A 23125-nucleotide genomic window follows, 5' to 3' on the forward strand; every position below is an offset into this window, starting at 1 on the left:
TCAGTCATGGTATTCTTGCATAATACGAAAGACCGACTGAGCACGTGGGCACGCGCAGGAAAGCGGATCGGCAAGGCTGTGACTGACTCGAAACATACCGGCAGACATTCGTATGTCATCGACCATTCGTATCATGTCGTCTACATGAACGAACTGGCCAAAAGGCTCTTCCCCCGAGGCCGTATCGGCGATCTCTGCTTCGAGGCCTTCCGCAGCAGAGATAGACCCTGCATCGATTGCCCGTGGCACCCCGAATCCGACGAGTCGCTCAACCAAGAGGTCATTTACAGTCAACGGCTCGATCGCTGGTTCGAGATACTCTGTCTGGAAACCGACTGGCCGGGAAGCGGCTCCTGCATCCTGTTCTCGTCCCAAGAGATCGACGAGAGCAGCAAATCCCTTTTCTTTGCGCTGACGAAAGAGGCGGCCTACGACGAGCTGTTCGAACTCAACCTCGAAACGAACAGCTATCAGGTTCTGTACAGCGAGGAAGACAAGTTCGTCATGCCCGCCCCGTCGGGCGCGCTCGACGCTCTGTTCCAAGACGTTTTGGATAACATGGTATGCCCCGACGACCGCGAAAGGTTCACCGAATTCTGGGATTTCGATACGATCGTCGCGAGGCTGAACCGATCGGGCGGATCGCTGCAGGAACGGTTTCGCAAAAAACTTGTCGGCGGGGGGTGGCAGTGGGCAACGCAAACCGTCGTCTCGGCAAAACGCGGCGCGGGTAACGAGCCGGTGCTCATGTGCTTCATCGCGGAAGCCGAAACCGATTGGGAGGGCAGCGCCGGATCCGAAGGCGACGAACTTTCGCATCGACAGGGGGGTGTAGACCAGCTCACAGGGCTTTACGATTCGGGTACGTTCATGAGAACCGCAGCAGAGTTCGTCGCCGCACGAGATGACCGCACGCTTGAATTCCTCTACATCGATATCGAGAACTTCAAGGTGTTCAACGAATGGTTCGGCCGCTCCGCAGGCGACCGACTGCTCGAAACCATCGCCGATCACCTCAAAGAAATCGTCGCAACGCATACCGGGCTTGCCGGGTACCTCGGCGGCGACGATTTCGTCATCCTGCTCCCCGCGGGTACCGCCGAATCGATCGACCTCGAAAGCAGGCTCAAGGCCATTTCGTCAACCGCTGACAGGGGCATCGGATTCCAGCCCGCCATAGGGGCCTGCCTGATGCAGGATCCCTCGGTCCCCATACGGACCGTCTGCGATCACGCGATGACCGCCGCTCTTTCGATCAAGGGCAACTACACGAAGCGCATGGTGTGGTACGAAGAAGACATGACCCATCGTCTCGAGGAAGATCCCAAGATCCTCATCGAAGTACAGCGAGCGCTCGAAAACCACGAGTTCGTCGTGTACTGGCAACCGCAATGCCATACCGGCTCAGGGAAAATCGTCGGGGTCGAAGCCCTCGTCCGATGGAACCATCCGCAACGAGGGCTCGTGGGACCCGGCGATTTCATTCCCATCCTCGAACGAAACGGGTTCATCGCAAGCCTTGATCTCTACGTATGGGAGGAAGCCTGCAGCCACATCAAGAGCTGGGTCGATCGAGGCAAAACGCCCGTTCCCGCCTGCGTCAACATATCGCGCGGCGACCTTTACTCCATCGACATCGTCCAATCGATCACCGATCTCGTCGACAGGTACGGCCTCGACCGTTCGGTTCTGCATCTCGAAATAACGGAGAGCGCCTACGCTGAAGACGAAAAGATGATCGAAGCCGTCAGCAGGTTCAAAGAGCTCGGCTTCACCGTGTTCATCGACGATTTCGGAAGCGGATACTCCTCGCTCAACATGCTGCGCGAAATCAAAGCCGACGTGGTGAAGATCGACATGAAGTTCCTCGACACGGTCGGCGACAAGCTCAACCGCAGCGAGAGCATCCTCGAGTCGATCGTCAGCATGACCCACTTGATGGAGCTGTCGGTTGTAGCCGAGGGAGCCGAAACGCAAGAGCAAATCGATTTTCTCAAAGATATCGGATGCACGTACGTCCAGGGCTTTTACTATTACAGGCCCCTCTCGACAGAGCAGCTCGAGCAGCTCCTCATGCAGCCGAGCATCATCGACCATCGGGGCATCAACTACCAACCGATCGACATCATCGAGATCCACGACATCTTTAAAAACGATCTGGCAAGCCGTACCATCATCGACAACATCGTGGGGGCTATGGCGGTCTATGCCCTCTCGGGCGACCAGTTCGAACTGCTCCAAGTCAACAAGCAGTACTACCGCATCATGCAGTGCGACCCCGACGAGGTTGCCAGACAACGCGAAACGATCCTCGAATGCATTCACCCCGAAGACAGGGGGCACGTGCTCAACCTGTTCAAGCGTGCGGAAAAACACACCGTTTCGGGCGCGCTCGGAACGTTTCGCCGCTACACCGCCTCCGGGGCCATCATCTGGATTCGCCTCAGAGTGTTCCACCTTCGCAACGAAGAGGACCGCAAGCTCTTCTACGCCACGCTCCTCGACGTTACGCACGACAAAATGCAGGAAGACGCGCTGCGCGCATCGCAGGAGACGCTCGGCGAAGTCATGGGCATGCACGGCTCGGATCAGGCGATCGGAGAGCTCACCGCCGAAAACCAGCAGATCGCCGCTCAGATATTCGCGCAAAGCACCCCGAACGGGCTCATCGGGGGCTACTGCGAAGAGGGCTTCCCCATCTTTTTCGCCAACAACGAGATGATTCGCATGCTGGGATGCGAATCGTACGCCGATCTCGTCCAGATGATCGACGGGCGGGTTGCCAATGCGATCCAGCCCGACGACTTCGCCCGCATCAGCGCCGAAATGGGCGCCTCCTTCAACGAGGGAGAAGAGTACGACATGCAATACCGCATGCTGCGCAAAGACGGCATCCCCCTGTGGATAACATCGCGCGGACGCGTTGTAAAAACGGGGAGCGGCCGTTTGGCCATCGCAAGCGTATGCGTCGACATATCGGAGAACAAGCGGATGCAGTCCGAATTGGAACTCGAGGACCTCTTGCTCAAGAGCATCATCGAGCAAGCCGATCTCAACGTATGGCTCTACGACATCGCCGCTCGAACCATATCGTTCAAAAACATATCCGACCGAAGCTTCGCGAAACTGCTGCTTCCGTCAACCACCCCGATCGGCCCCGACAAAACGGCCCACGTGCTCACCGACGACATCCTTGCCCTTGAAGTGTTTCCCGAAGAGAGCAAAGCGAAGCTCATCGAAATGTTTACCGGGATCGCCCGCGGTAAGAATGCCGAATGCGAAATAACCATCGATTTCGACAAGGGTCCCGCCCGCTGGTTCAAAGTATCGAGCGAAGTCGTATTCGACGACCAAGGCCTCCCCATCCGCGCAATCGGCTACCTCGAAGACATAGACGAGGTAAAGCGCCGCGAGCTCGATCTGAAGCTGAGGGCCGACCGCGATTCCCTGACGGGGCTCCTGAATCGGTCGGCTGGTTTGCGCAGCATCAAAAACGCTCTTGCCAAGGCGAACAAGAACGGTGGGCCAGGTGCGTTCCTCATATTCGATCTCGACGACTTCAAGCAGGTCAACGACCGATACGGCCACCTGGCGGGCGACAGGGCCCTCATCGAAAGCGCCGAGCGGCTCGCCCGTTCTTTCAGGGCAAACGACATCGTCTGCCGATGGGGCGGCGATGAGTTCGTCGTGTACTGCAGCGGCGTCGAGAGGAAAACCGCCGAAAACAAAGCCATCGAAATATGCGCCGACCGATGGGCGATCGATCTGCCCGACGGCCAAACGCTGAAGCTCAGCGTTACCGCGGGCATCGCCCTCGTTCCCGAAGGCGGTTTCGAGCTCACCGAGCTGTACCGCCGAGCCGACGATGCCCTCTACGAAGCGAAAGACGAAGGCAAAGGACGTTTTTCGATCTACGGAAACGGCGAACGGCGCGCATAGGGGCTACGACGTCTGCAACCCAAGACGCGCAGCAGCACGGCGGCGAGCATGGCTGCGCGCCGCAAAAGCACGCGGCGGAAAACTCGATCAGAAGCCCAATCCGATAGTCATGTGCATCATGTAGAACACGAAACGCATAACGAAGATGCCGCCGTACGCAAGAGCGCACGACACGGCAGCACGTGCAAGATCGGGTATCCTTCCTGCGCGAACGGCAAGCTGCATCGACAGGACGCCAGCGGTGCACAGGACGAAAAACGCCGCAACGGCCAACCCGTAAAACGGCACGAGATCGGCTGCGGTTCCAAACGAATTCTCGATACCCGCAAGCGCCGTGCCCTGCATCGCGTACCCCGCCGTGTTGAGCACGAGCGCAACCGCCGAAACGCCGCACAGCAGCGGGCCGTAGCGCCCGACGATCGCCTCCGCCTTGGCTGCGCGAAACGAGAGCAGAGCCACCAACGGCCCTCCCACTACGGCGTTGAGCCACAGCCCGATCGGCACGTATGCGGTATTCCACGAGACGATGGTTTCGGCATCGTAGGCGAAGGCAACCGCCGTCACGAACGCGATGCCCGCCGCGATGATGGCGACCGACCACACGCGCTGCAGCCCCACGACCTGCCGTTGCGAGAACGAATACAGCCAGTACACGCCCGCCAGAAACAGAAAGATGACCGCACAGAACACCTCGGTCGACAAAGGCGAGCGACCAACGCCCATGAACACGTAGAGCGCGTTGGCGGGATTTCCCAGATGGGTTGCCGAAGCGATGAGGCCCACCATCGAGATCATCAACGGAATGCAGAGGAACTGGTTGATGCGGCTGCGCACATCCCGATCGAACCGGCCGAAAGCGAGCGCGCCCGCCATGATCGAAAAGCCGAGCACGCCCGAGGGGGCAAGCGTCGTGAACAGGACGAGCGTGATCTCCCCCAACGCCGTTTCGAATCCGGTAGTCATCATTTAGCGGTAGTATCTCGGATACTCGACCTCGATCTCGAGCTCGCTTTGCAGCCCCTCGAGGCTCTCTTTCGCCAGCAATGCCAAGCCTTCGTAGAAAGGTTGCTCGGCAACGTCGGCAAGCTGTTCGAGGAAATGCGACGACCAGGTAAGCACATGGTCGCCCAGATACTGCTCGATCAGCTCGGGCTTGGCGTCGGCAAGCCATGCGAGCAGCACGAGCATGAGACCGATATGATCCTCGGGGGTCTTCTCGTCGGTCGTACGCTCGATGCCGTTTTCGCGCATCCACCGGCGCAGCGCAAGCGTGCTCTCGCCGAACACTACGCACTCCCGATCGGTGTAGACCGAGCCCCAGGGCGGAGCCGGCTTTTTGGCGGGGCCGATGAACAGACGGCGGTACTCCCAGACCAGATCGTCGTTATCGACGCCCTCCGCAAGTCCTTCGGTCATCAACGCCAGATAGCGCTCGGCGTGCTCGTCGGAAACGAACGGCCACTCCTCGCCCGCCTCATGCGGATCGAGCGCAGCGACCGCCTCGAAAGCGGCGCGGGCATCGCCTTTGACCGGATCCTGCAGAAAAAACGGACCCAGCGTCTCGCCGACGAAGGCGATGCGGCTGCGAAAGTCCGCCTGATCGAGTTTCTCGTGCATTGGTCTCCTCCTTGAACACGCAAGCGTGCATCCTATTGTAGCGCACGCCCACCGTGCCCTACCACAGGTCAAGCATAGCGAAGCACCGCGAGGCGCTATCACATGATTCATGCGATTTTTGGTTACCGAGCGAGAAAACCCCTGCGCAAACCGCGTCCAGCCCGAACAGGCTCGGCGGTTTCGGCGCGCTTGGAAATGAAATCGGGAACTTGGTCGGGATCGATATGGAGCACCATGGCGAACTCGTCGTTGATCATCTTTTCGGCCGTTTTTAAAAACCGATCGTCGCACGCATGGAGTTTCTTGCCCCGCTCGATCTGCTTCTCCTTATGCAGATACAGGGTCCGCACCAGCTGCATGAGCTCGGTGCAATCTCCCCGAGAAATGATCTCTTTGTACGTTTGCTTGCGCTCTCCCTCGTCCTCGATCCATACGAGCGGTTCCTCGGGTATGGTTTTAATGAGATCAAGCAGTTCATCCGCCGAAAGGATATTGCGCATCCTGCCGATGAGCCGCTCGTTGTCGAGGGGGACGAACACGGTCGATTTCTTCTGATACACCGGCTCTAAGACGTAGTACTCCCCCGAAACTCCGCCGACTTCTTTGTGGGTGATGTTCTGGATCGTGCAAACGCCGTCGCTACCGTATAGGACCGTACTTCCAACTTCAAACATGTGCCTCACTCCGCTTCTGTGCTCTCGTCCCATTTCGTGCGCATAGTCCATGGTTAATTTTACTCCGATTAGACGGCAGATGTAACAAAATCTTCAAAAGCGGGAGCCGAACGGGTGCTCAGACGATTTCGCGGGCGTTTTCGATGGAGCCTTCCGCCGCCCGCGCGGCATGGCGGGGAAGCGTGATGGCGAGGTTTGGCTGCGTCGCATCGGACGGCGGAAGCGGTGCCAGATCGGCCGCGTCGCCGAACGCCTCACGCAAATCGGATACTTCGCCGAAATCGAGGGCGCGCAAAGGGCAGGCTTCGACGCAGACGGGTTTCTCTCCCGCAAGAACACGCGACGCACAGCCGTCGCATTTGACGCTGAACCCCTGGCTGCGATCCACTTTCGGCGCACGATACGGACAGGACAGGGCGCAGTAGCCGCACCCTATGCATTTCTTGCGGTCGACGCTCACCAGGCCGCCTTCGCCCTTATGCATGGCACCGGTCGGACACACCTTCGTACAGGCGGGATCCGAGCAATGGTTGCAGGAGACGGAGAGGTAGTACGCAAAACAATCCTGCGTCCACAGGCCCCGATCGTTCTGGCTCCACGCACCGCCGCCGTATTCGTATACCTGGCGAAACGAAATCGCCGAAGGCAGGTCGTGGAAGTCCTTGCAGGCAAGCATGCAGGTCTTGCAACCCGTGCAACGCTGCGCGTTGAAATGGAACCCGTATTGCGCCAAAGCTCCTCACCTCCTTGCCGATACATACTACCATGCACGACGGGGTGCGGTCCTCGCGTGGATCGCACCCCGTCGTAGCCCGACTCGAAGAAATACGGAGCCGGGTGCATTCGATCGGCAGTAGTTTATGCTACTTCGATCTCGTTTGCCAGCGCACCGGTCTTATCGTCGATCGGTTTAGCGTGGCGCGGCTCGGTCATGACGACGTTCGGGCTCGTCTCGGAAGGATCGGGAAGCGGAGCCACCGCAGCCACGTCGCCGTACTTGGAGCGAAGCTCTTCGATCTCGCCGAACTCGAGGGCACGCAAAGGACAGGCTTCGACGCAGACGGGAACAAGGCCCTCCGCCACACGGTCAGCGCACATGTCGCACTTGACCGCAACGTTTTTCTCCGCGTCGAGCTTAGGGGCGCCGTACGGGCACGACTCGACGCAGAGTCCGCAGCCGATGCACTTCTCGGCATCGATGGTGACGATACCGGTTTTCTGGTCTTTCGATATCGCCCCCTGCGCGCAGTTGGCCATGCAGGCCGGCATGTCGCAGTGATTGCATGCGCTCGAGATGTAGTACGAATACACATCATCGCTCCATAGCGATCCGCTCTGGCTCCACGTACCGCCCGTGTACTCGTACACGTTCCTGAAGGCGATCTCGGGAGTGAGATCATGGTAATCTTTACAGGCGAGTTCGCAGGTTTTGCATCCCGTGCACCTCGGCCCGTTAAAGTAAAATCCGTATTGAGACATGGAAACTACCTTTCATCCAATGGGTCACAGACCGTTTGCGGTCTACAGCTTCGCTACTTCCACCAGGTTCGTATGCTGGGGATTCGCCTTCGCAAGAGGCGTAGGACGAAGCGAAGTGAGCGTGTTGATGCAGCCTCCGCGATCAACTTTGTCACCGGCCATGTCGGCCTCGTGCCAAGCACCCTGCCCCATCGAAACAACGCCGGGAAGAATACGGGGCGTGACCTTTGCCAGAATCTCCACCGTACCGCGGTCGTTGTATACCTTGACGGTCTCCCCGTCGGCGATACCGCGAGACTCCGCGTCGACGGGATTGATCCAGAGCTCCTGAGGCGCCGCCTGCTTCAGCACGTCGATGCAACCATACGACGAATGCGCACGCGCCTTGTAGTGGTAGCCGGGCATCTGCAAGGGGTACGTCTCGCGCAGCGGGTCATCGAATCCCTCGACGCCGGGAGCATACACCGGCAGCGGATTGATGATATCGCCCTCGGCGAGCTCCCACGTTGCAACGATCTCCTCGAGCGCTTCGGAATAGATCTCTATCTTGCCCGACGGCGTTTCGAGCGGGTTAGCCTCGGGATCGTCGCGGAAATCCTTGAGCGCAACGTGGTGGCCGTCGGGATCCTTGCGGCGGTAGATGCCCTGTGCGAGCATCTCCTCGAACGTCGGCAGCTCGGAGTCCTTCTTGCGCGCCTCCTCGTAGCAGTACTCGAGCCAAGCCTGCTCGTCACGGCCTTCGGTAAACTCGTCTTTCATACCCATGCGATCAGCCACTTCGGATAGCACCGAATACAGCGTCTTGCGCTCGAACTTCGGCGACGTGACAGGCTGTCCCATGATGATGAAGCCCATGTTGCCAGCATAGTCGTTGGAAACGAAGTTCGGCTGCTCGACGGGCATGAGATCGGGCAGAAGCAGATCGGCATACTTCGCCGAATCGGTAAGGAAGGTGTCCCACACCACGATGAACTCGCACTTGCTTTCGTCTTGCAGGATCTCGTGGGTGCGGTTGATGTCGCTGTGCTGATTCGTAATCGTATTGCCTGCATAGTTGAATATCATCTTGATCGGCACTTCGAGCTTGTCTTTGCCGCGCACGCCGTTGGCGAGCTTGGTCATATCGGTGCCGTGATCGATCGCATCGGTCCAGGTGAACGTAGCGATTTTGGTTTCTACCGGATTATCGCCCGTTGGAACCGAGAACGTCGAGAAGTAGAAACCGTCGAGGTCTGATCCCGTATTGCCGCCGTTGATCCCCACATTGCCCGTCAAAACGGGAAGCATGCAGATGGCACGGGCCGTCTGCTCGCCGTTCGACTGGCGCTGCGGGCCCTTGCCCTGGTAGATGGCGCAAGGCTTTGCCGTGCCGATCTCACGAGCGAGCTCGGTGATGGTATCGGCGGCAACGCCGGTGATTGCCTCCGCCCAAGCGGGAGTTTTGGCTACGGCGTCGGCCCCTTCGCCCATAATGTAGGCTTTGTACGACTTGTTCTGGCCTTTGGCGGATTCGGGCATGGAATCCTCGTCGTACCCGATGCAGTACTTCGCCAAGAAATCGTGATCGACGAGGTCCTCGCTGATGAGCACGTAGGCGACGGCGTCAACGAGGGCGGCGTCGGTTCCGGGGCGAATGGGAATCCACTGGTCGGCGCGGGTTGCCACGGTATCGCTGTAGCGAGGATCGATGACGATGACCTTCGCCCCGCCCTGCTCGAGCGCCTGTTCGAGATGATAGGTCGGCCCCGCTCCGCCGGCCTTGGTTTCGACCGAGTTCTCGCCGAACATTACAACGAGCTTCGAGTTCACGATATCGGAATTCGAGTTCGCGGCGCGCGTACCGTACAGGTAAGGCAGAGCCGCCGATATCTGCGCGGAGCTGTAGCTGCCGTAACGGCCCAGGCAACCGCCGTTCATATTGATGAAGCGGGAAAGGAACGAGCCGATGTTCGACGCGTTGACGCCTGAAGCGTAATGGTTCCAGATGGATTCGGGACCGTACTCGTCGAGTATCCTCGTGTAGTTCTCGGCGAGCATGTCGAAGGCCTCGTTCCATGAGATCTGCTCGAACTTGCCCTCGCCGCGTTTTCCAACGCGTTTCATCGGCACGCTCAGGCGATCGGGATGGTTGATCCATCTCCTGATCGAGCGACCACGCAGGCAAGCGCGAATCTGATGGTTACCGTACTCGTCGTCGCCCGTATTGTCGCTTTCGACCCAAACGACTTCGTCGTCTTTCACATGGAGCTGCAGCGAGCAGCGGCCTTCGCAGTTCACCGAGCAATGACCCCAGAAAACCTGCTCTGCGGACTCGGTCGGCTCGCTTGCACCCGTTTGCTGCTCGCCCTGCGAGGAGCAGCCGAACAGCGAGAAAGCGCCGCCGCCCGCTACCGCAACGCCCAGACCCGCCAAAGCAGATCCCTTGACGAAGCCCCGACGCGATACCATAGCATCGTTCATCGTATCCATCCTTCCCTCTCGTCCTGTGGTTGCGCATCCCGTGGCGCTTCGGCATCAACCGCAAGCCCCGATGCCGAAGCGGCGTCCTCGCCGAATGCCGACGACACCCACCGCGCAACGCTCTAACGGGCCAAAGCATAGGCACGCGCGACGGCTCCGTTGTCACATAAAACGTGCGAATTTTATAAAATGCCTGTTCAGAGCATACCCAAAATCTATCCAATTCGCGTATCAACGAGCTTTGGCCCCAGTATATCGGTATACTTCCCCTGAGGGAAAGAAAAGCGAGAGGTGGAATTTGGAAGCTGCGCATCTGCTGCATATTCTCAAGCCCAACGTAACGTCGCTGGGTTACGCCTTGTTCCTCGCCATCAATGCAGCCGGGGTGTGGGGCGGCGTGTTCCCGTTTCTTCCCATGGAATTCCAAACGCAGGAAATCATCTTCGGCTTCTTCCTCGCCCAATCGCTCGTCGTATCGCTCAGCTATTTTGCGAGCGCGCTCGGCGTGTACTTCTTTCCCGGCCCCACGCGCCGCTTTCTCGTGGTGGCCGCAAGCGTCCCTTATTTTCTCGGATGGTGCTGCCTTGTCGGAGCCATCTACATAGACGAAGCCGCCCTGCCCCTCGTCGTAATCGGCGGCGCGCTGCTCGGCTTGGGTTCCGCCGGCTTCTACATGCTGTGGCAGCGCCTGTTCGCCAGCCAAGAGGCCGAAACGGGCAACCGCGACCTCATCCTCGGCACCGCCTACGCCTCGATCTTCTACTTTTCGCTCTACCTCATACCCGGTGCCGTAACCGTATACCTCATCCCGCTTGTGTTCCTCCCGCTTTTCGGCCTGTGCATCGTGTTGAAAAGCCGCACGATCGATCCCAATCAGCCGATGTTCGAAGACGTTCCCCGCGACCATCCGCGCATCTACCGGCAGATTCTCCACGACTACTGGCGCAGCGCGTTCGCCATCGGCGCGCTCGGCTTCTGCTGCGGCATCATGCGTTCGCTCGCCATCGGAGATCCGCAGATCGGATCGCTCGTCAACATCCTCTCCATGGGAACTTCGCTCGTTGCCGCCGTCGCTTTGCTCCTCGTGTGGCAGGTCAAGAACATCCGCCTCAACGTTACGGCGGCATACCGCATATTCTTCCCGTTTCTCATCTCGGCGTTTCTGCTGCTCCCCATCTTCGACGAGCCGTTCTCGGGCCCGCTCGCCAGCGCGCTCTATGCGGTCTACAGCTGCGCGATCGTGCTCATGATGATCCAGTGCGCCCAGGCATCGCGCGATCGAGGCATCAACCCCGTGTTCATATACGGCTTTTTCGGCGGCATCGTCTACCTGCTGCACGACGTCGGATTCGTCACGGGAACGTTCGCCGAGAAAATCCCCGTAATCAGCATCCCCCCGCTCGTGGCAGTCTCCATCATGGCGCTCTACCTGCTCGGCCTCATGTACTTCATCGGGCAAGGGGGCTTTCGCCAGATTCTCTCGCCGCGCCGCACCGATGCGGAAAGCATCGAGCTCGTCGCACTCGCACCTCGAGCAGAACGGGGCGAGGCCGAGAGAGGCCGTGCGGTAGCTCTCAGGCATGCGCGGTCGGCCGCATCGCTTTCCGGGAACGCGCTCGAAAAGGAAGCGAAGAGGCCCGCCCGCATCCGCTCGGAACAAGAAGAGCCCTCTTACCGCGACCGCATATCCAAGCAGGCGGCGGCGCTGCAGCGGCACTACCGCCTTTCCGCACGCGAAACCGAGGTCATGGAACTCATCGCCCGCGGCAACAGCGTCGCGCGCATCGCCGAGGAACTCGTAGTCTCCGAGAATACCATCCGTACGCACAGCAAACGAATCTACACGAAGCTCGCCATCCACAAGAAGCAGGAACTGCTCGATCTTATCGAATCGTTCGATCCGAGCGATCTGAACTCGGTATAATAAGCGTACGCTGTTACCATCCGAGGTACTTCCTATTGCGCGAGGAGCCGCCATGCTTGAGCTACCCGAGAGCACAACCGTTTCCCGACAGATTACCGAAACACTTGCCGGGCGGACCGTCGCGTTCGTTGAAGCGGCCCACACCGCCCACGGATTCGCCTTCTACAGCCACGATGCCGAAGAGTACCCCGATCTGCTCGTCGGAAAGACGCTTGATGCGTGCACGCCCGCAGGCAGCATCGTCGATGCGACCATCGGCGACATGCACCTCGCATTCAACGACGGCGTGAACATCCGCTACGTCGAACCCGGCGCGAAGCTGCCGAAGAAGTACCAGTTCCATCTAGTGTTCGACGACGGCAGCGGCATCGTCTGCTCGGTGCAGATGTACGGTGCGATGATGGTGTACCCGAATGGAGTAACCGACAACTTCTACTACAACGTTGCCCACGAAAAACCTTCCCCCCTCAGCGATGCGTTCGACCGGCACTATTTCGACGGCCTCGTCGCCGAAGCCGAGGAAAAGAATTCAGCGAAGGAGCTGCTCGCCACCAAGCAGCGCATACCGGGTCTCGGAAACGGCGTTTTGCAGGATATCCTGTTCAACGCAGGCGTGAATCCGCAGAAAAAGCTGCGCGCCATGGATCAGAGCGATCTGGATGCGCTGTTCGCCAGCATCAAGAGCACGCTTTCCGCCATGACGGAAGCGGGCGGGCGCAACACCGACAAGGATCTCTTCGGAAACCCCGGCGGATACGCCACCCTTCTCTCGGCGAAAACCAAGGACCGCCCCTGCCCGCGTTGCGGCAGTCCCATAACGCGCAAGGCGTACCTCGGCGGCAACGTGTACTTCTGCCCCGTCTGCCAACCGCTGTAGCGCTGTTTCGGGGCTTTGCAACCGAGAAAGGATCGCCGTGTATCGCATAGGCATCATCCGCGTGATAACTCAAAACCAAGAGGCCACCGATGCGCATGGGCGCCTCGTCGAACGGTGGTTTCCCGAGTTCGAAACCGTATCGCGTTGCATCCCCGATCAACCAGAGGGCATTCACGACGCCGAAACGAAAGCCCTCGCCGTACCGAAGGTGGTCGCCCTTGCACGCGAAATGGAGCAAAACGGACTTGACGGCATCATGATAAGCTGCGCCGACGATCCCGGCGTCGCCGAAGTTCGGGCGCAAGCGAGCATTCCCGTCGTGGGTGCGGGCGAATGCACGGCAAGCGCCGCAACACGGTTCGGCGAGAAGATAGCCGTGCTCGGCATCACCNCGCAGCCGACGGTGCGGACGCCGTAGCGCTCGCCTGCACCGGACTCGCCACCATCGGCATTGCGCCCGTGCTCGAACAAGAGGCCGGCATTCCCGTGCTCGATCCCGTTCTCTGCGCGGCCCACGCCCTGCTGTTCGACCTCCTGCGCGCTGACGGCAACCGTTCGATGACAACGTGACGCAGGGGAAACCGAAGCCTTTCCGCATCGAAACAGAACCGGCCGCCTTCGCCCGTTTCGTTGATACTGAGAGTCAACGAAACTTCGACCTGCGAAAAAGGGCAGCATCATGGATAGAGGAAACCCGTCTGAAAAGACCAAGGCACTCGCGAAGCGCATCGCATTCTCCACGATCGGCATCGTGATCATATCGCTCGGGACCACCGTCTGCCGCATCGGCGGCGTCGGCGTCGACCCCTTCACCGCCATGAACATCGGCATCAGCGGCATCCTCGGGTTATCGCTCGGCGTCTACCAGCTTGCCGTCAACATCGTCCTGCTCGTGCTCGTCTTCATCTTCGGGCGCAAGCAGATCGGCATCGGCACCGTCATCAACATGGTGTTCGTCGGGTTTCTCATCGACTTCTTCACCTGGTTGCTCACGGCCACGCTCCCGCTTGACGGCAGTATGCTGCAGGCGGGAATCTGCCTCGTCGTCGGCGTCGCGCTCTTCACGTTCGGCGTCTCGACCTACATGAACACCGATTTGGGCGTCGCACCCTACGACGCCGTCGCGATCATCGTAGCCGCCAGGACGCCCGTACCCTACACGCCGGCACGCATGGGCCAGGATATCCTCGTCACGGCCATTGCGTTTCTCGTCGGAGGCCCGATCGGGGTGTTCACCGTCATCGCAGCGTTCTTCACCGGACCGCTCATCACGTTCTGGAACGACCACGCCACCATCCCGATGCTCAAGCACGCCGGAGCCTACGCGGACTCGTAGACCCGACGCGTCCGGTGCAAGCCTCTCCGAATCGAAGCAAGGCCGAGCCCGCCGGTACGCGGACGAACGCGAATCGGCGGGCTCCATCAGAATGGCTTGCCTACGATTCGTCCTCGCCGAACAGCAGATCGAAGATGTATTGCGTAATGGTTGCGCGGCGGACTACTCCGGCGAGCTTGCCCTCGGCATCGACCACGGGAAGCTTCTTGAACTTGCGCTTCGAGAGCACATCGGCCACACTCCCGATCGACTGGTCCGTCGCTGCGCACATGACCTTCCTCGTCGCAAGCTCCATGACGTTGCGGTCTTTCAGCGCGGCGACCTTGTCCTCGAACGATTCGCTGTCGTAGAAGAGCATGGTGGAGTACCCGCTCGCAATGGCCCTCGTCTTCTGTTCGGCAACCGCCTTGAGGATATCGCCATCGCTGACGAAGCCGACGACGCGGCGATTATCGTCTACCACCGGCAAGCTGGTAACCTTCTTTTTCCTGAACTCCCTGACCACATCTCCCAAACTGAGGGTATACGGACACGTATAGACGTCGGTTTCCATAATTTCGCTAATGGGGTGCTTCATCGGTTCACTCCTTGGATGCTTTTCTTGACTTTGAGGATGGCGATCAGCAGCGCGATGGCCGCGATCACGCCCGAGATCCCGTACACCGTGCAGATTCCTGCGACTTGGGAGACGATCGGACCCGCCTGCGCCTGGGAGGCCGTCACCATCGTCATGATGGTGACGAGCAGAGCCGTGCTCATCGCACCGCCTACCTGACGGCCGGTATTCGAGATGGCGTTGCCATGGGCGATCTTATCGTTGTCGAGCGAATTGAGCCCCCAGGTGTTCACCGGCATGTTCGCAAGGGTCAACCCAGCCGACTGGATAACGTAGAACGTGACGAGATACCAAACCGGCGTTGACTGCCCGATGAAGGCAAGCGCGGCGAACGAGGCGGTCAGACCCGATAGGCCCACGATCGCGATCACGCGCGGCCCGAAGCGGTCGAACAGCATGCCGCTTATCGGACTGAGGAAGATGGTCGATACCGCGCCCGGCGTCATGAGGATACCCGTTTCGAATGCGGTGAGACCCAGTACGTTCTGCAGGTACAGCGGCAGAACGACCGCACCCACGGCGAGCGCCGAATTGACGACGGTCACGATGATCGCAGAGTAGGCGAACGTCGGCGTTTCGAGCACTTTGAGCTGCAAAATGGGCTCGTCTATAGTCAACTGCCTGCGGATAAACCACACCAGAGCGCACGCCCCGACCACGATGGAGCCTACGACCACGATATTCGCCCATCCGAGCGTACTCGCCGAAGAGAAGCCGTACAGCAGCCCCCCGAATGCAACCGTCGACAGCACCACCGAGAGCACATCGAGATGCGGCTTCTTGAGCTCGCCGACGTTGTCGAGCAGGATGACGCTCGCCACCAACACCACGATCGCCAGCGGCACCATCGCCCAGAACATCATGCGCCAACCCCACGAGTCGATGATGATGCCTGCAAGCACCGGACCCGCCGCCGGAGCGCAGCTCATCACGATGCCCGCCGTTCCCATCGCCGTGCCGCGCTTCTCGGGCGGGAAGATGAGCATCGGCACGACTGCGACGAGCGGCAGCTGGATGCCTGCGCCCGCCGCCTGCAACACGCGTCCGACCAGCAGTAACTCAAACGTCGGCGCCATCGCGGCACAGACCGTCCCCATGATGAACATGATCATGGCCGCGAAGAACAGCTTCCGCGTCGGAAACTTATCGATAAGAAATCCCGAAACCGGAACCATGACACCGTTCACGAGCATGTAGATGCTCGTTACCCACTGGGCGGTTCCCGCCGTGATGGAAAACGTCTCCATGAGCTTCGGCAGCGCAGGCGAAAGCACCGTCTGGTTCAGGATGGCCAGAAACGCGCCGGCGAGCACGACCCCGATGATCGTGATCTCCTTGCGCGTGACCTTGTGCTGTCGGGATACCAATTCTTGTTCGTCAAGCAAAACTCTTTCATCGCCTTTCTCGTTCGAGCCGTGCCGCCATCGATAGGCGGGCAGGTTTCGCGCATGCAGCGGCTGCCGAGCCGCCCACCGCTTTTGCGGCGAGCCTCGATGCGCCACGCACGTGCATGGTTTGCAGTTGGGAATACGGTGTACGGAAAACCCGGCGCTACTGCCTGTCGCTCGAAAGCGAGACGGATGCATGCGCCAGCGGACGAGCGCAGAAAAACGCGCCGCACCGCAACGAGAAAGGCATCAAAGCGATCCCTGCCATACCCCAACGCCCACTTCCCCAGCACAGCGAGAACGGACGGCGTCCGTAAAACGAAGGCCGGGTTGTCGGCGGCTGGTAAGCCGTTCGTATGTCATGATCAGCAAATGCACGGTGTGCAAGTATAGAACAGTCGGAAACCCCCGTATTTTCGAGAAAGTTCTGCGATCAAACGATTTCCACAATACGGGCCTCGTTCGAGCGGACAGGCGACGAGGAAACGCGGAACAAGGTTATCGATCGGGCGCAGACGCAGAGATGCCCGCCGAGAAATCGACGGGCATCTCTGCGTTGCGAGCGCGAAGCGCGCTACACGAACACGAGCGGCAATGCGGCGAGCACGACGAGCAGCCTGAGCAAGAAGCCGCCTATCAGCACGCCCGACTCCCCGATCACGCTCAGCACGAGAGAAGTCGTCGATGTCTCGACCCGCTTCGTGATGAATACGGGGTACCCCTCGATGAGGAACGGCGCAACCAACCCGAGCAGGATGATTCCCGCCCAAAACGGCAGCGCGTACTGCCCCGCGATGAGCGAATCGACCGTTGCAGCACCCGCGCTGCTCCCCGTATGCACGATGACGAGCATCGTGAACAGGATGACGAGCTCGACCGCCGACAGGATTACATGGCTCTTCTTGACGAGCCACATGTGCTCGAACTTCTCGCGATCCGTGACCAGACCAACAAGACTCGTAGCCGCCAGACCCGCAGAGAGCGCCGAAACCACGAAGAGTATCGGGAGAATGGCGTTGTTCCACAACGGAAACGTCTTAACCACGCCGAGCAGAAAGCCCGTGTAGGCGGCCACGGCGAACGCGAACACGATGCCGATCCACGTGAGCCACTTCGGAACTTTCTTCTTAAGTATCTCGAGCAAAGCAACGACGAGCGCCACGGGCATATAGATGCAGATGAAGTAGACGCCGAGCGTCATAACCGAACCGGGGTTCGAGATGAGATAGAAAAAACGCAGCGGGTTCATCAGCCCGGCTTCGGCATCGAGCATCAGCATGAGCAAGCCGATGCCGACGAAGACGGGGGCGATAATGCGCCCGGCGATGCGCATTTTATTGCTGTCGGGATACTTCGCTTCGACGAACGCCGCAGTCAGGAAGGCACCTGCCGACGCTCCGGCCAAAAACAGGTACCATGCAATCATAGGTCCCCAAATCATGTTACATCACCTCACGTAGAAAATCTTGGACTTGGTCAGATCGCCCGCAATCGGCTGGGCGTTGTACTCGGCGATGGCCTTCGAGACCTCGCTTGCCGGATCGTCGAGATCCCCGAAGACGCGCGCGCCCGATATGCAGGTGCCCACGCAGGCCGGAGGATCGCCCGGCTTGCCGTCTTCCCAGCAGAAGCGGCACTTCTCCACTACGCCGGTCTCCTCGCGCACGATGCGGGCGCCGTAGGGGCATGCGGCCATGCAGTACTTGCAGCCGATGCACTTGTTCTCATCGACGAGCACGACGCCCGAGTCGGTGATGTAGGTGGCGTGCGTCGGGCAGACTGCCGCGCACGGCGCATCCTCGCAGTGTTGGCACTGCAGGGGGATGATCTCGCTGTACACGCTCGGATACTCGCCCGTTTCGCGTTCTTCGTAGCGGATGAACGCCTCGGTGGGTTCGAGGTGGTTCTTCATCTGACAAGCGATGCGGCAAGCGTAGCAGCCGACGCACTTCTTCGTATTGATCAGCATTCCGTAGCGTGCCATGTTATGCCTCCACCTTCGTAACCGTTACCGCAACTTCCTGGCTCATCATCGATCCGACACCCGGCTCCGCGTCGAAGGGGATGAAGTCGGTGAGCGCCACGCCGTACTGGTAGGCGCGCGTCTGATAGGGAGAATCGCCGCCGTAGTGGGTGGGAAGGAACAGAACGCCGGGCTTCATGCGCTGGGTCACACGAACGGCAACGGTGCCGGTATGCTCGCTCGAGGAAAGCTCGACCGTATCCCCGTCGGCGATGCCGAGCGATTCGGCATCCTTCGCGCTCATCCAGAGCCGCTCCATGTTGTACTGGCGCGAGATGGCGTTCAGCGCGGCGATGTTCTGCGTCATCGTATGCGAATGAATGCCCTGCTTGCCGCCGACGATGTAAAACTCGCCGACCTTCGGGGTGACCTTGCGTTCGACGTAGCCGATAACGGGATTGAGCCCCGCTTCGCCGACCGCATCGGTCTTGAATTCGAACTTGCCCGATGCCGTCTTAAAGGTCGGCGTGCCGTATGCGAACTTCGGATCGGCGAGCTCGACGGTGCCCTCCTTCTTGATCGTCTCGATGTCCACGCCGACGGTCTTCAGTTGGGCTGCCGCCAGCTCCTCAGCCGTGAACTGGAAGTACTCGCCCACACCGCACGCCTCGGCAAGGCCGTTGAAAATCTCGTCGCAAGCCTTCGTTTCGGGATGGATGGGCTCGAGCACGCGCGTGCGCATACCGACGAAGTGCTTCTTGCCGCCGATCCACTCAGGAAGCTCGAGACGTTCGAGATAAGTGCATTCGGGCAGCACGTAATCGGACTGCAGCGCGGTCTCGCTCATCTGCACGTCGATCGTGACGACGAGGTCGAGTTTGCCGAGCGCCTCGGTCCAGGCCTTCGGCTGGGCGTAACCCTTCGCAGCGTTGGAGTTGTAGAAGAACATGCCCTTGAGCCTGCCGTCGAGCGCGGCTTCGAGCGCTGCGACATTGGTACCGGCGCTCGCGAGCGCGAGCGGATACTCCTTCGCACCGATGGCCTTCGCCTCGGGCTTCGGCGGATCGTCGAAACGGGCGTCATCGAGCTTTCCCGCTTTCGGCGAGGAGGTCAAGAGCGCTCCGCCCTTTTGACCCCAGCAGCCCAAAAGCGCATTCACCGCCGTAGCTGCGCGAGCCGTATCGAACGAGTTCTTGTACGCGCAGCCGATAACCGCACGCCACCCCGCCTCGATCGAGGCGGCCGGTGCGGCCGCGGCCATAGCGCGGGCGAGCTCCTCGATCCGCTCGGCGGGAACATCGGTGATCGTTTCGGCCCACGCGGGCGTGCACTCTTTCGCCTGAGCGGCGAATTCTTCGAAACCGACCGTGTTCTGCTCGACGAATTCGTGATCGTAGAGATCCTCTTCGATGAGAACGTTGCACATTGCCATGAGAAACGCCAAGTCGGTTCCCGGATTGATCGGCACCCAATCGTCGGAGAAAATGCCCGAGTTGTTGAGCCTCGGATCGACCGACACGATACGCGTTCCCGCCTCGGCCGCCGCAGCAAGGCTTGCAACCGACGAAGGACGGATGCCGTCGCCGTAGCTGCGTCCGATGAACATGACCATCTTCGCGTTACCGAAGTCGGTCGAGTAGTTCGAAGCGCCGATGGTGTAGGTGTAGGCGCTTTCCTTCGACAGATTGCACGAAGAGGAATGCGCGTACACGTTGGGCGACCCAAGCGCGTTCATGAAGCGCTTGGAGTAGTATTTGCCCGAGGGGCGCGGATCCTGGATGATGGCGAGCGATTCGGGCCCGTTCGCCGCAATGATCTCCTTGACTTTCTGGCCGATCTCGGCGAAGGCGTCGTCCCAGCTTATCGGCTCAAACTCGCCCGATTCGGTGCGGCGCATCGGACTCGTGAGCCGTTCGTCGGAATACGCCATCTGCGCAAGGCCGTGGCCGCGTCCGCAGATGTGCCCCTTCGCGTAGGGATGCACGTCGCTGCCGCGAAGCGTCCAGAGCCTGCCTCCCACCGTCGTGGCAACGAGCCCGCATTTGCTCGAGCAGCCGTTGCATAACGACGGCGCTTCTTCAACCGCATCGCCGGCCGCGTGAGCCTGCTCGGCTTGCCATGCGCCGAACGATAGGGAGCCGGCTGCCGCTGCAAGAGCTGCCGTTGCGGCCGTCCCCCTCAAGAATGTCCTCCTTGAAATGCCCGTCATGAACATCTTCCTTCCTCGTCTTGTTTCCCGTAATCTTCCCGCCTGAGGCGAATGATCATTCGCTAGCGAACATCGCCGCATACGGCGAGGTATTCCTGTTGATTGGACGGCTGCAGGCACGATGCACCGCGCACTCGCCCTTGCTCGAAACCGGCGGCACCTGGCCGGGCTACAGCCAAAGCAAGCTCCCCGGTCAACGCAACGAGCGCCCTCAGGTGCGCGACGCCCTCGCATACGGCGGCCTTTTTCTCGTCGTCGAACAGCCGGGCGGCGGCGGCTTTTTCAGCACGCGTTTCGAGGGCCTCGTCGTAAGCACCGAGCCAGCCGAAGTGGTCGGTGGCGACGCTGCACGCCGCCTCGTCGTTGCCGCTCTCGATGAAAAGCGCAACGAGCTCGAGCAGCAGCGCAAGGTGATCGGGCGAAGCCGCAAAAGCTTCGGGCACCTCGATGCCGATCCTGTCGTAGATCGATTGCACATGATGAGCCGCATCGCCGAGGTACAATCCTCGCTGCGCTCCGTAGTTGCTCCCCCGAGCTGCCGACCACGGACGGTAGAGCGATTCAACCGGCAAGGCCGAAAACGGCATTCCGGCGGTAAGCACTTCGTTCTGCACCGCGCGCCGAACCTCCCATGTCGGAGGTTCGAGCATCGCAAGGGGGCGGAGACCTTCTTTTCGCACGTCCCCGAGATAGAGCTTCCCCGCTTCGCGCGCAAGCGCCCAGGCCTCGGATCGGCACGTTTCGCGGTATCGTTCTTCGCTTTGACGCGTAAACATGATCGCAACAGATGCAATTACGTTTACAATGAATGATGCGTTTTGCACGGTTTCGTCCTTTCCCGATGCCCACATCGTAGGTTCAGGCGCAGCCGAGCACGTAATCAGTTTCTGGTGATTTATACGTTTTACCAGATCAAACGTATTGCATATGCATTCAGACGCGAACGGGAGCAATGACAAGGAGGCGAACGTGGACGATCAGACATCGGAAATGCGCGACAGACGCAGCATGAGGATGGTCTGGAAAACGCTGCGATTCCGCCATATCGGTCTTGCGTTTTTCTGGGCGTGCAGCATGCTGACGTTTCGCAGCTCCATCCTGCTCGTCGGACCCGCCAACACCCCCGAGATCGAGACGCTCGTCGTCATCGCATCGTTCGTCGTAAACATGACCGCGCTGTTCGCCATCGCCTCGCACATGGAGCACGACCCCCATTCGTTCGATCGGCTTCCCGCATGGCTGTTCTGCGCCTGCATCATCGGCGGCATCTCCCTTTTGCACGGAGCGGGATATCTGGAATCTCCCGAGGTCAGGCTGATACTGCTCTTGCTCGGATCGGCCTTCACCGGAATCGGCTACGGATACTTTTGGGGCGGTTGGGCGGAATACCTCGGGCGCATGCATCCCTCGCGCACGTCGTTCTACGTCCCGGTCGCCTTCCTGTTGACCGCCGCCCTGTTCCTCGGCATTTCGCTCGCAACCGAAACCCTCGGCGTTCCCGCGCTTGCGCTCATGATCCCGCTGCCGATCCTTTCGCTTCTGTGCTTGCGGCGGTGCCGCAGCGAGGTCCCTGACGGGCACTATGCCCGCTCGGCAAACTCGAAACGATACCTGTCGGCGCTCACATCGCTGCTTACGCTCGTCGTGGCGAGCATCGTACTCTCGTGTCTTTTCGGGTTTGTCTGGGAGTTCACGGTCCTCTCGGTCGGCTCGGTCAACGAAGCGCACCAAACGCCGCTCATCGCCAACCTCGTAGTCGCCGTCGGGCTCGTCGGGCTCGTGCTTTACGCGCATAAGCGAATCGATCTGGCGCTCGCCTTCCGCGTTATCGTACCCGTCATCGTGCTTCTGTTCGCCATCCTGCCGTTTTTCTGGGAGACGAACCCCATCGTGCTCAACGCCGTCATGAGCGCGAGCTACGGTGCCTTCGATGTGATCATCTGGTACATGGTTGCATCGACCGCCTACGACTTTGCCGTATCGGGCTTCGTGATCGGAGCCATCGTACGTGCGCTCTCGATCCTTGCAAGGCTCGTGGGCATCGGCATCGGCTATGTGGTCATGCTCATACCCGACCGTCCCCCCGTTCTCATCGTGGGCGTCTCCATCGGGGCCGTATACGCGCTTGCCATGATCGCGCTGTTCAACCGAAAGCGGCGCGCAAGCGCGTTACGATCCGGGGCATCCGACGCGGCGCCGTCCGATCCACCCGAGCGCGCCGACGACGGTACCGCCGAAGAATCGGCGGCGCAGATCGCCTACGGCCCAACCGACATGCAGCGCGGCGAATCCGACGAGGCGCCGACGACGGCAGAGCGCTCCGTAAAGACGCGTGCCGCCGAAACGCCGCCGTCGGACGAATCGATATTCGAGATGATCGCCGAAGACTACAGCCTGACCCGCCGCGAAGCGGAGGTGCTCCCCTATCTGGCCCGCGGGCGCTCCGCAAAGGTGATCGCCGATGCGCTGTACGTGTCGGAAAACACAATCCGCACGCATACGCGGCGCATCCTCGAAAAAACGGATCTGCATTCCAAGCAGCAGCTCATCGATCTGATCGAGCAATACCGCTGAAGCGCAACCATCGGCCGCCTACACTCCCACCCGTCGATCGCCCGCATTCCCGCTGAATCGAAGGTTCGG

17 protein-coding genes and 1 pseudogene are annotated in these 23125 nt (G+C 60.1%); 6 read left to right on the forward strand and 12 right to left on the reverse strand.

Annotation, left to right across the window (positions count from 1 at the left end; genetic code table 11):
- Window positions 1–78 precede the first annotated feature (78 nt).
- Window positions 79–3939, forward strand: coding sequence for an EAL domain-containing protein (locus tag C1722_RS13945; RefSeq protein WP_180995268.1), 3861 nt, complete (start codon window positions 79–81; stop codon window positions 3937–3939).
- A gap of 87 nt (window positions 3940–4026) precedes the next feature.
- Here C1722_RS13945 and C1722_RS13950 read toward each other — a convergent pair whose 3' ends face one another.
- The 6 genes from C1722_RS13950 to C1722_RS13975 form a co-directional block, all read right to left on the reverse strand.
- The gene (locus C1722_RS13950; RefSeq protein WP_244902588.1) at window positions 4027–4905 is read right to left on the reverse strand and encodes a dimethyl sulfoxide reductase anchor subunit family protein; all 879 of its coding nucleotides are present in this window, start codon (window positions 4903–4905) and stop codon (window positions 4027–4029) included.
- Window positions 4906–5556, reverse strand: a complete 651-nt coding sequence (gene dmsD, locus C1722_RS13955; protein ID WP_102379972.1) for a Tat proofreading chaperone DmsD — start codon at window positions 5554–5556, stop codon at window positions 4906–4908.
- Window positions 5557–5678: 122 nt separating this feature from the next.
- A complete protein-coding gene (locus C1722_RS13960; protein WP_180995269.1) occupies window positions 5679–6230 on the reverse strand; it encodes a CarD family transcriptional regulator in 552 nt (183 codons plus the stop codon).
- 118 nt (window positions 6231–6348) lie between these two features.
- Window positions 6349–6963 carry a DMSO/selenate family reductase complex B subunit gene (locus C1722_RS13965; protein ID WP_102379974.1) on the reverse strand — a complete coding sequence of 205 codons (615 nt, stop codon included), beginning with the start codon at window positions 6961–6963 and terminating at the stop codon, window positions 6349–6351.
- A gap of 125 nt (window positions 6964–7088) precedes the next feature.
- Window positions 7089–7709, reverse strand: a complete 621-nt coding sequence (locus tag C1722_RS13970; protein WP_102379975.1) for a DMSO/selenate family reductase complex B subunit — start codon at window positions 7707–7709, stop codon at window positions 7089–7091.
- Window positions 7710–7751: 42 nt separating this feature from the next.
- A complete protein-coding gene (locus C1722_RS13975) occupies window positions 7752–10178 on the reverse strand; it encodes a DMSO/selenate family reductase complex A subunit (RefSeq protein ID WP_102379976.1) in 2427 nt (808 codons plus the stop codon).
- 406 nt (window positions 10179–10584) lie between these two features.
- On the opposite strand from C1722_RS13975, the gene C1722_RS13980 reads away from it, so the two are divergent.
- From C1722_RS13980 to C1722_RS13995, 4 genes and pseudogenes are all read left to right on the forward strand, one after another.
- Complete coding sequence (locus C1722_RS13980; RefSeq protein WP_425319388.1) at window positions 10585–12093, forward strand: helix-turn-helix transcriptional regulator; 1509 nt, start codon at window positions 10585–10587, stop codon at window positions 12091–12093.
- A gap of 52 nt (window positions 12094–12145) precedes the next feature.
- A complete protein-coding gene (locus tag C1722_RS13985) occupies window positions 12146–12970 on the forward strand; it encodes a zinc finger domain-containing protein (protein WP_102379978.1) in 825 nt (274 codons plus the stop codon).
- 61 nt (window positions 12971–13031) lie between these two features.
- Window positions 13032–13429 (forward strand): annotated as a pseudogene (locus C1722_RS17910) (aspartate/glutamate racemase family protein); the annotation flags it as partial.
- Window positions 13430–13649: 220 nt separating this feature from the next.
- A complete protein-coding gene (locus tag C1722_RS13995; RefSeq protein ID WP_102379979.1) occupies window positions 13650–14306 on the forward strand; it encodes a YczE/YyaS/YitT family protein in 657 nt (218 codons plus the stop codon).
- 100 nt (window positions 14307–14406) lie between these two features.
- On the opposite strand, the gene C1722_RS14000 is transcribed toward C1722_RS13995, so the two are convergent.
- The 6 genes from C1722_RS14000 to C1722_RS14025 form a co-directional block, all read right to left on the reverse strand.
- Window positions 14407–14883: a CBS domain-containing protein gene (locus C1722_RS14000; RefSeq protein WP_102379980.1), complete on the reverse strand. Its 477-nt coding sequence runs from the start codon at window positions 14881–14883 to the stop codon at window positions 14407–14409.
- On the reverse strand, window positions 14880–16307 hold the full coding sequence (locus tag C1722_RS14005; RefSeq protein WP_244902591.1) for an MDR family MFS transporter: 1428 nt from the start codon (window positions 16305–16307) through the stop codon (window positions 14880–14882). The genes C1722_RS14000 and C1722_RS14005 overlap by 4 nt, the downstream gene beginning before the upstream one ends.
- Before the next feature lie 577 nt (window positions 16308–16884).
- Entirely contained in the window at window positions 16885–17751 is an 867-nt protein-coding gene (gene nrfD / locus C1722_RS14010; RefSeq protein WP_102379982.1) for an NrfD/PsrC family molybdoenzyme membrane anchor subunit, read from the reverse strand.
- 6 nt (window positions 17752–17757) lie between these two features.
- The gene (locus tag C1722_RS14015) at window positions 17758–18294 is read right to left on the reverse strand and encodes a 4Fe-4S dicluster domain-containing protein (protein WP_102379983.1); all 537 of its coding nucleotides are present in this window, start codon (window positions 18292–18294) and stop codon (window positions 17758–17760) included.
- Between the two features lies 1 nt (window position 18295).
- Window positions 18296–20488 (reverse strand): molybdopterin-containing oxidoreductase family protein, encoded by a 2193-nt coding sequence (locus tag C1722_RS14020; RefSeq protein WP_102379984.1) that lies wholly within the window; start codon window positions 20486–20488, stop codon window positions 18296–18298.
- A gap of 56 nt (window positions 20489–20544) precedes the next feature.
- Window positions 20545–21306, reverse strand: coding sequence for a molecular chaperone TorD family protein (locus C1722_RS14025; protein WP_180995270.1), 762 nt, complete (start codon window positions 21304–21306; stop codon window positions 20545–20547).
- Between the two features lie 184 nt (window positions 21307–21490).
- Between C1722_RS14025 and C1722_RS14030 the strand changes: the two genes are divergently transcribed.
- Window positions 21491–23056 (forward strand): helix-turn-helix transcriptional regulator, encoded by a 1566-nt coding sequence (locus tag C1722_RS14030; protein ID WP_102380408.1) that lies wholly within the window; start codon window positions 21491–21493, stop codon window positions 23054–23056.
- Window positions 23057–23125 lie beyond the last annotated feature (69 nt).

The organism is Raoultibacter timonensis, from assembly GCF_900240215.1.
Classification (GTDB): domain Bacteria; phylum Actinomycetota; class Coriobacteriia; order Coriobacteriales; family Eggerthellaceae; genus Raoultibacter; species Raoultibacter timonensis.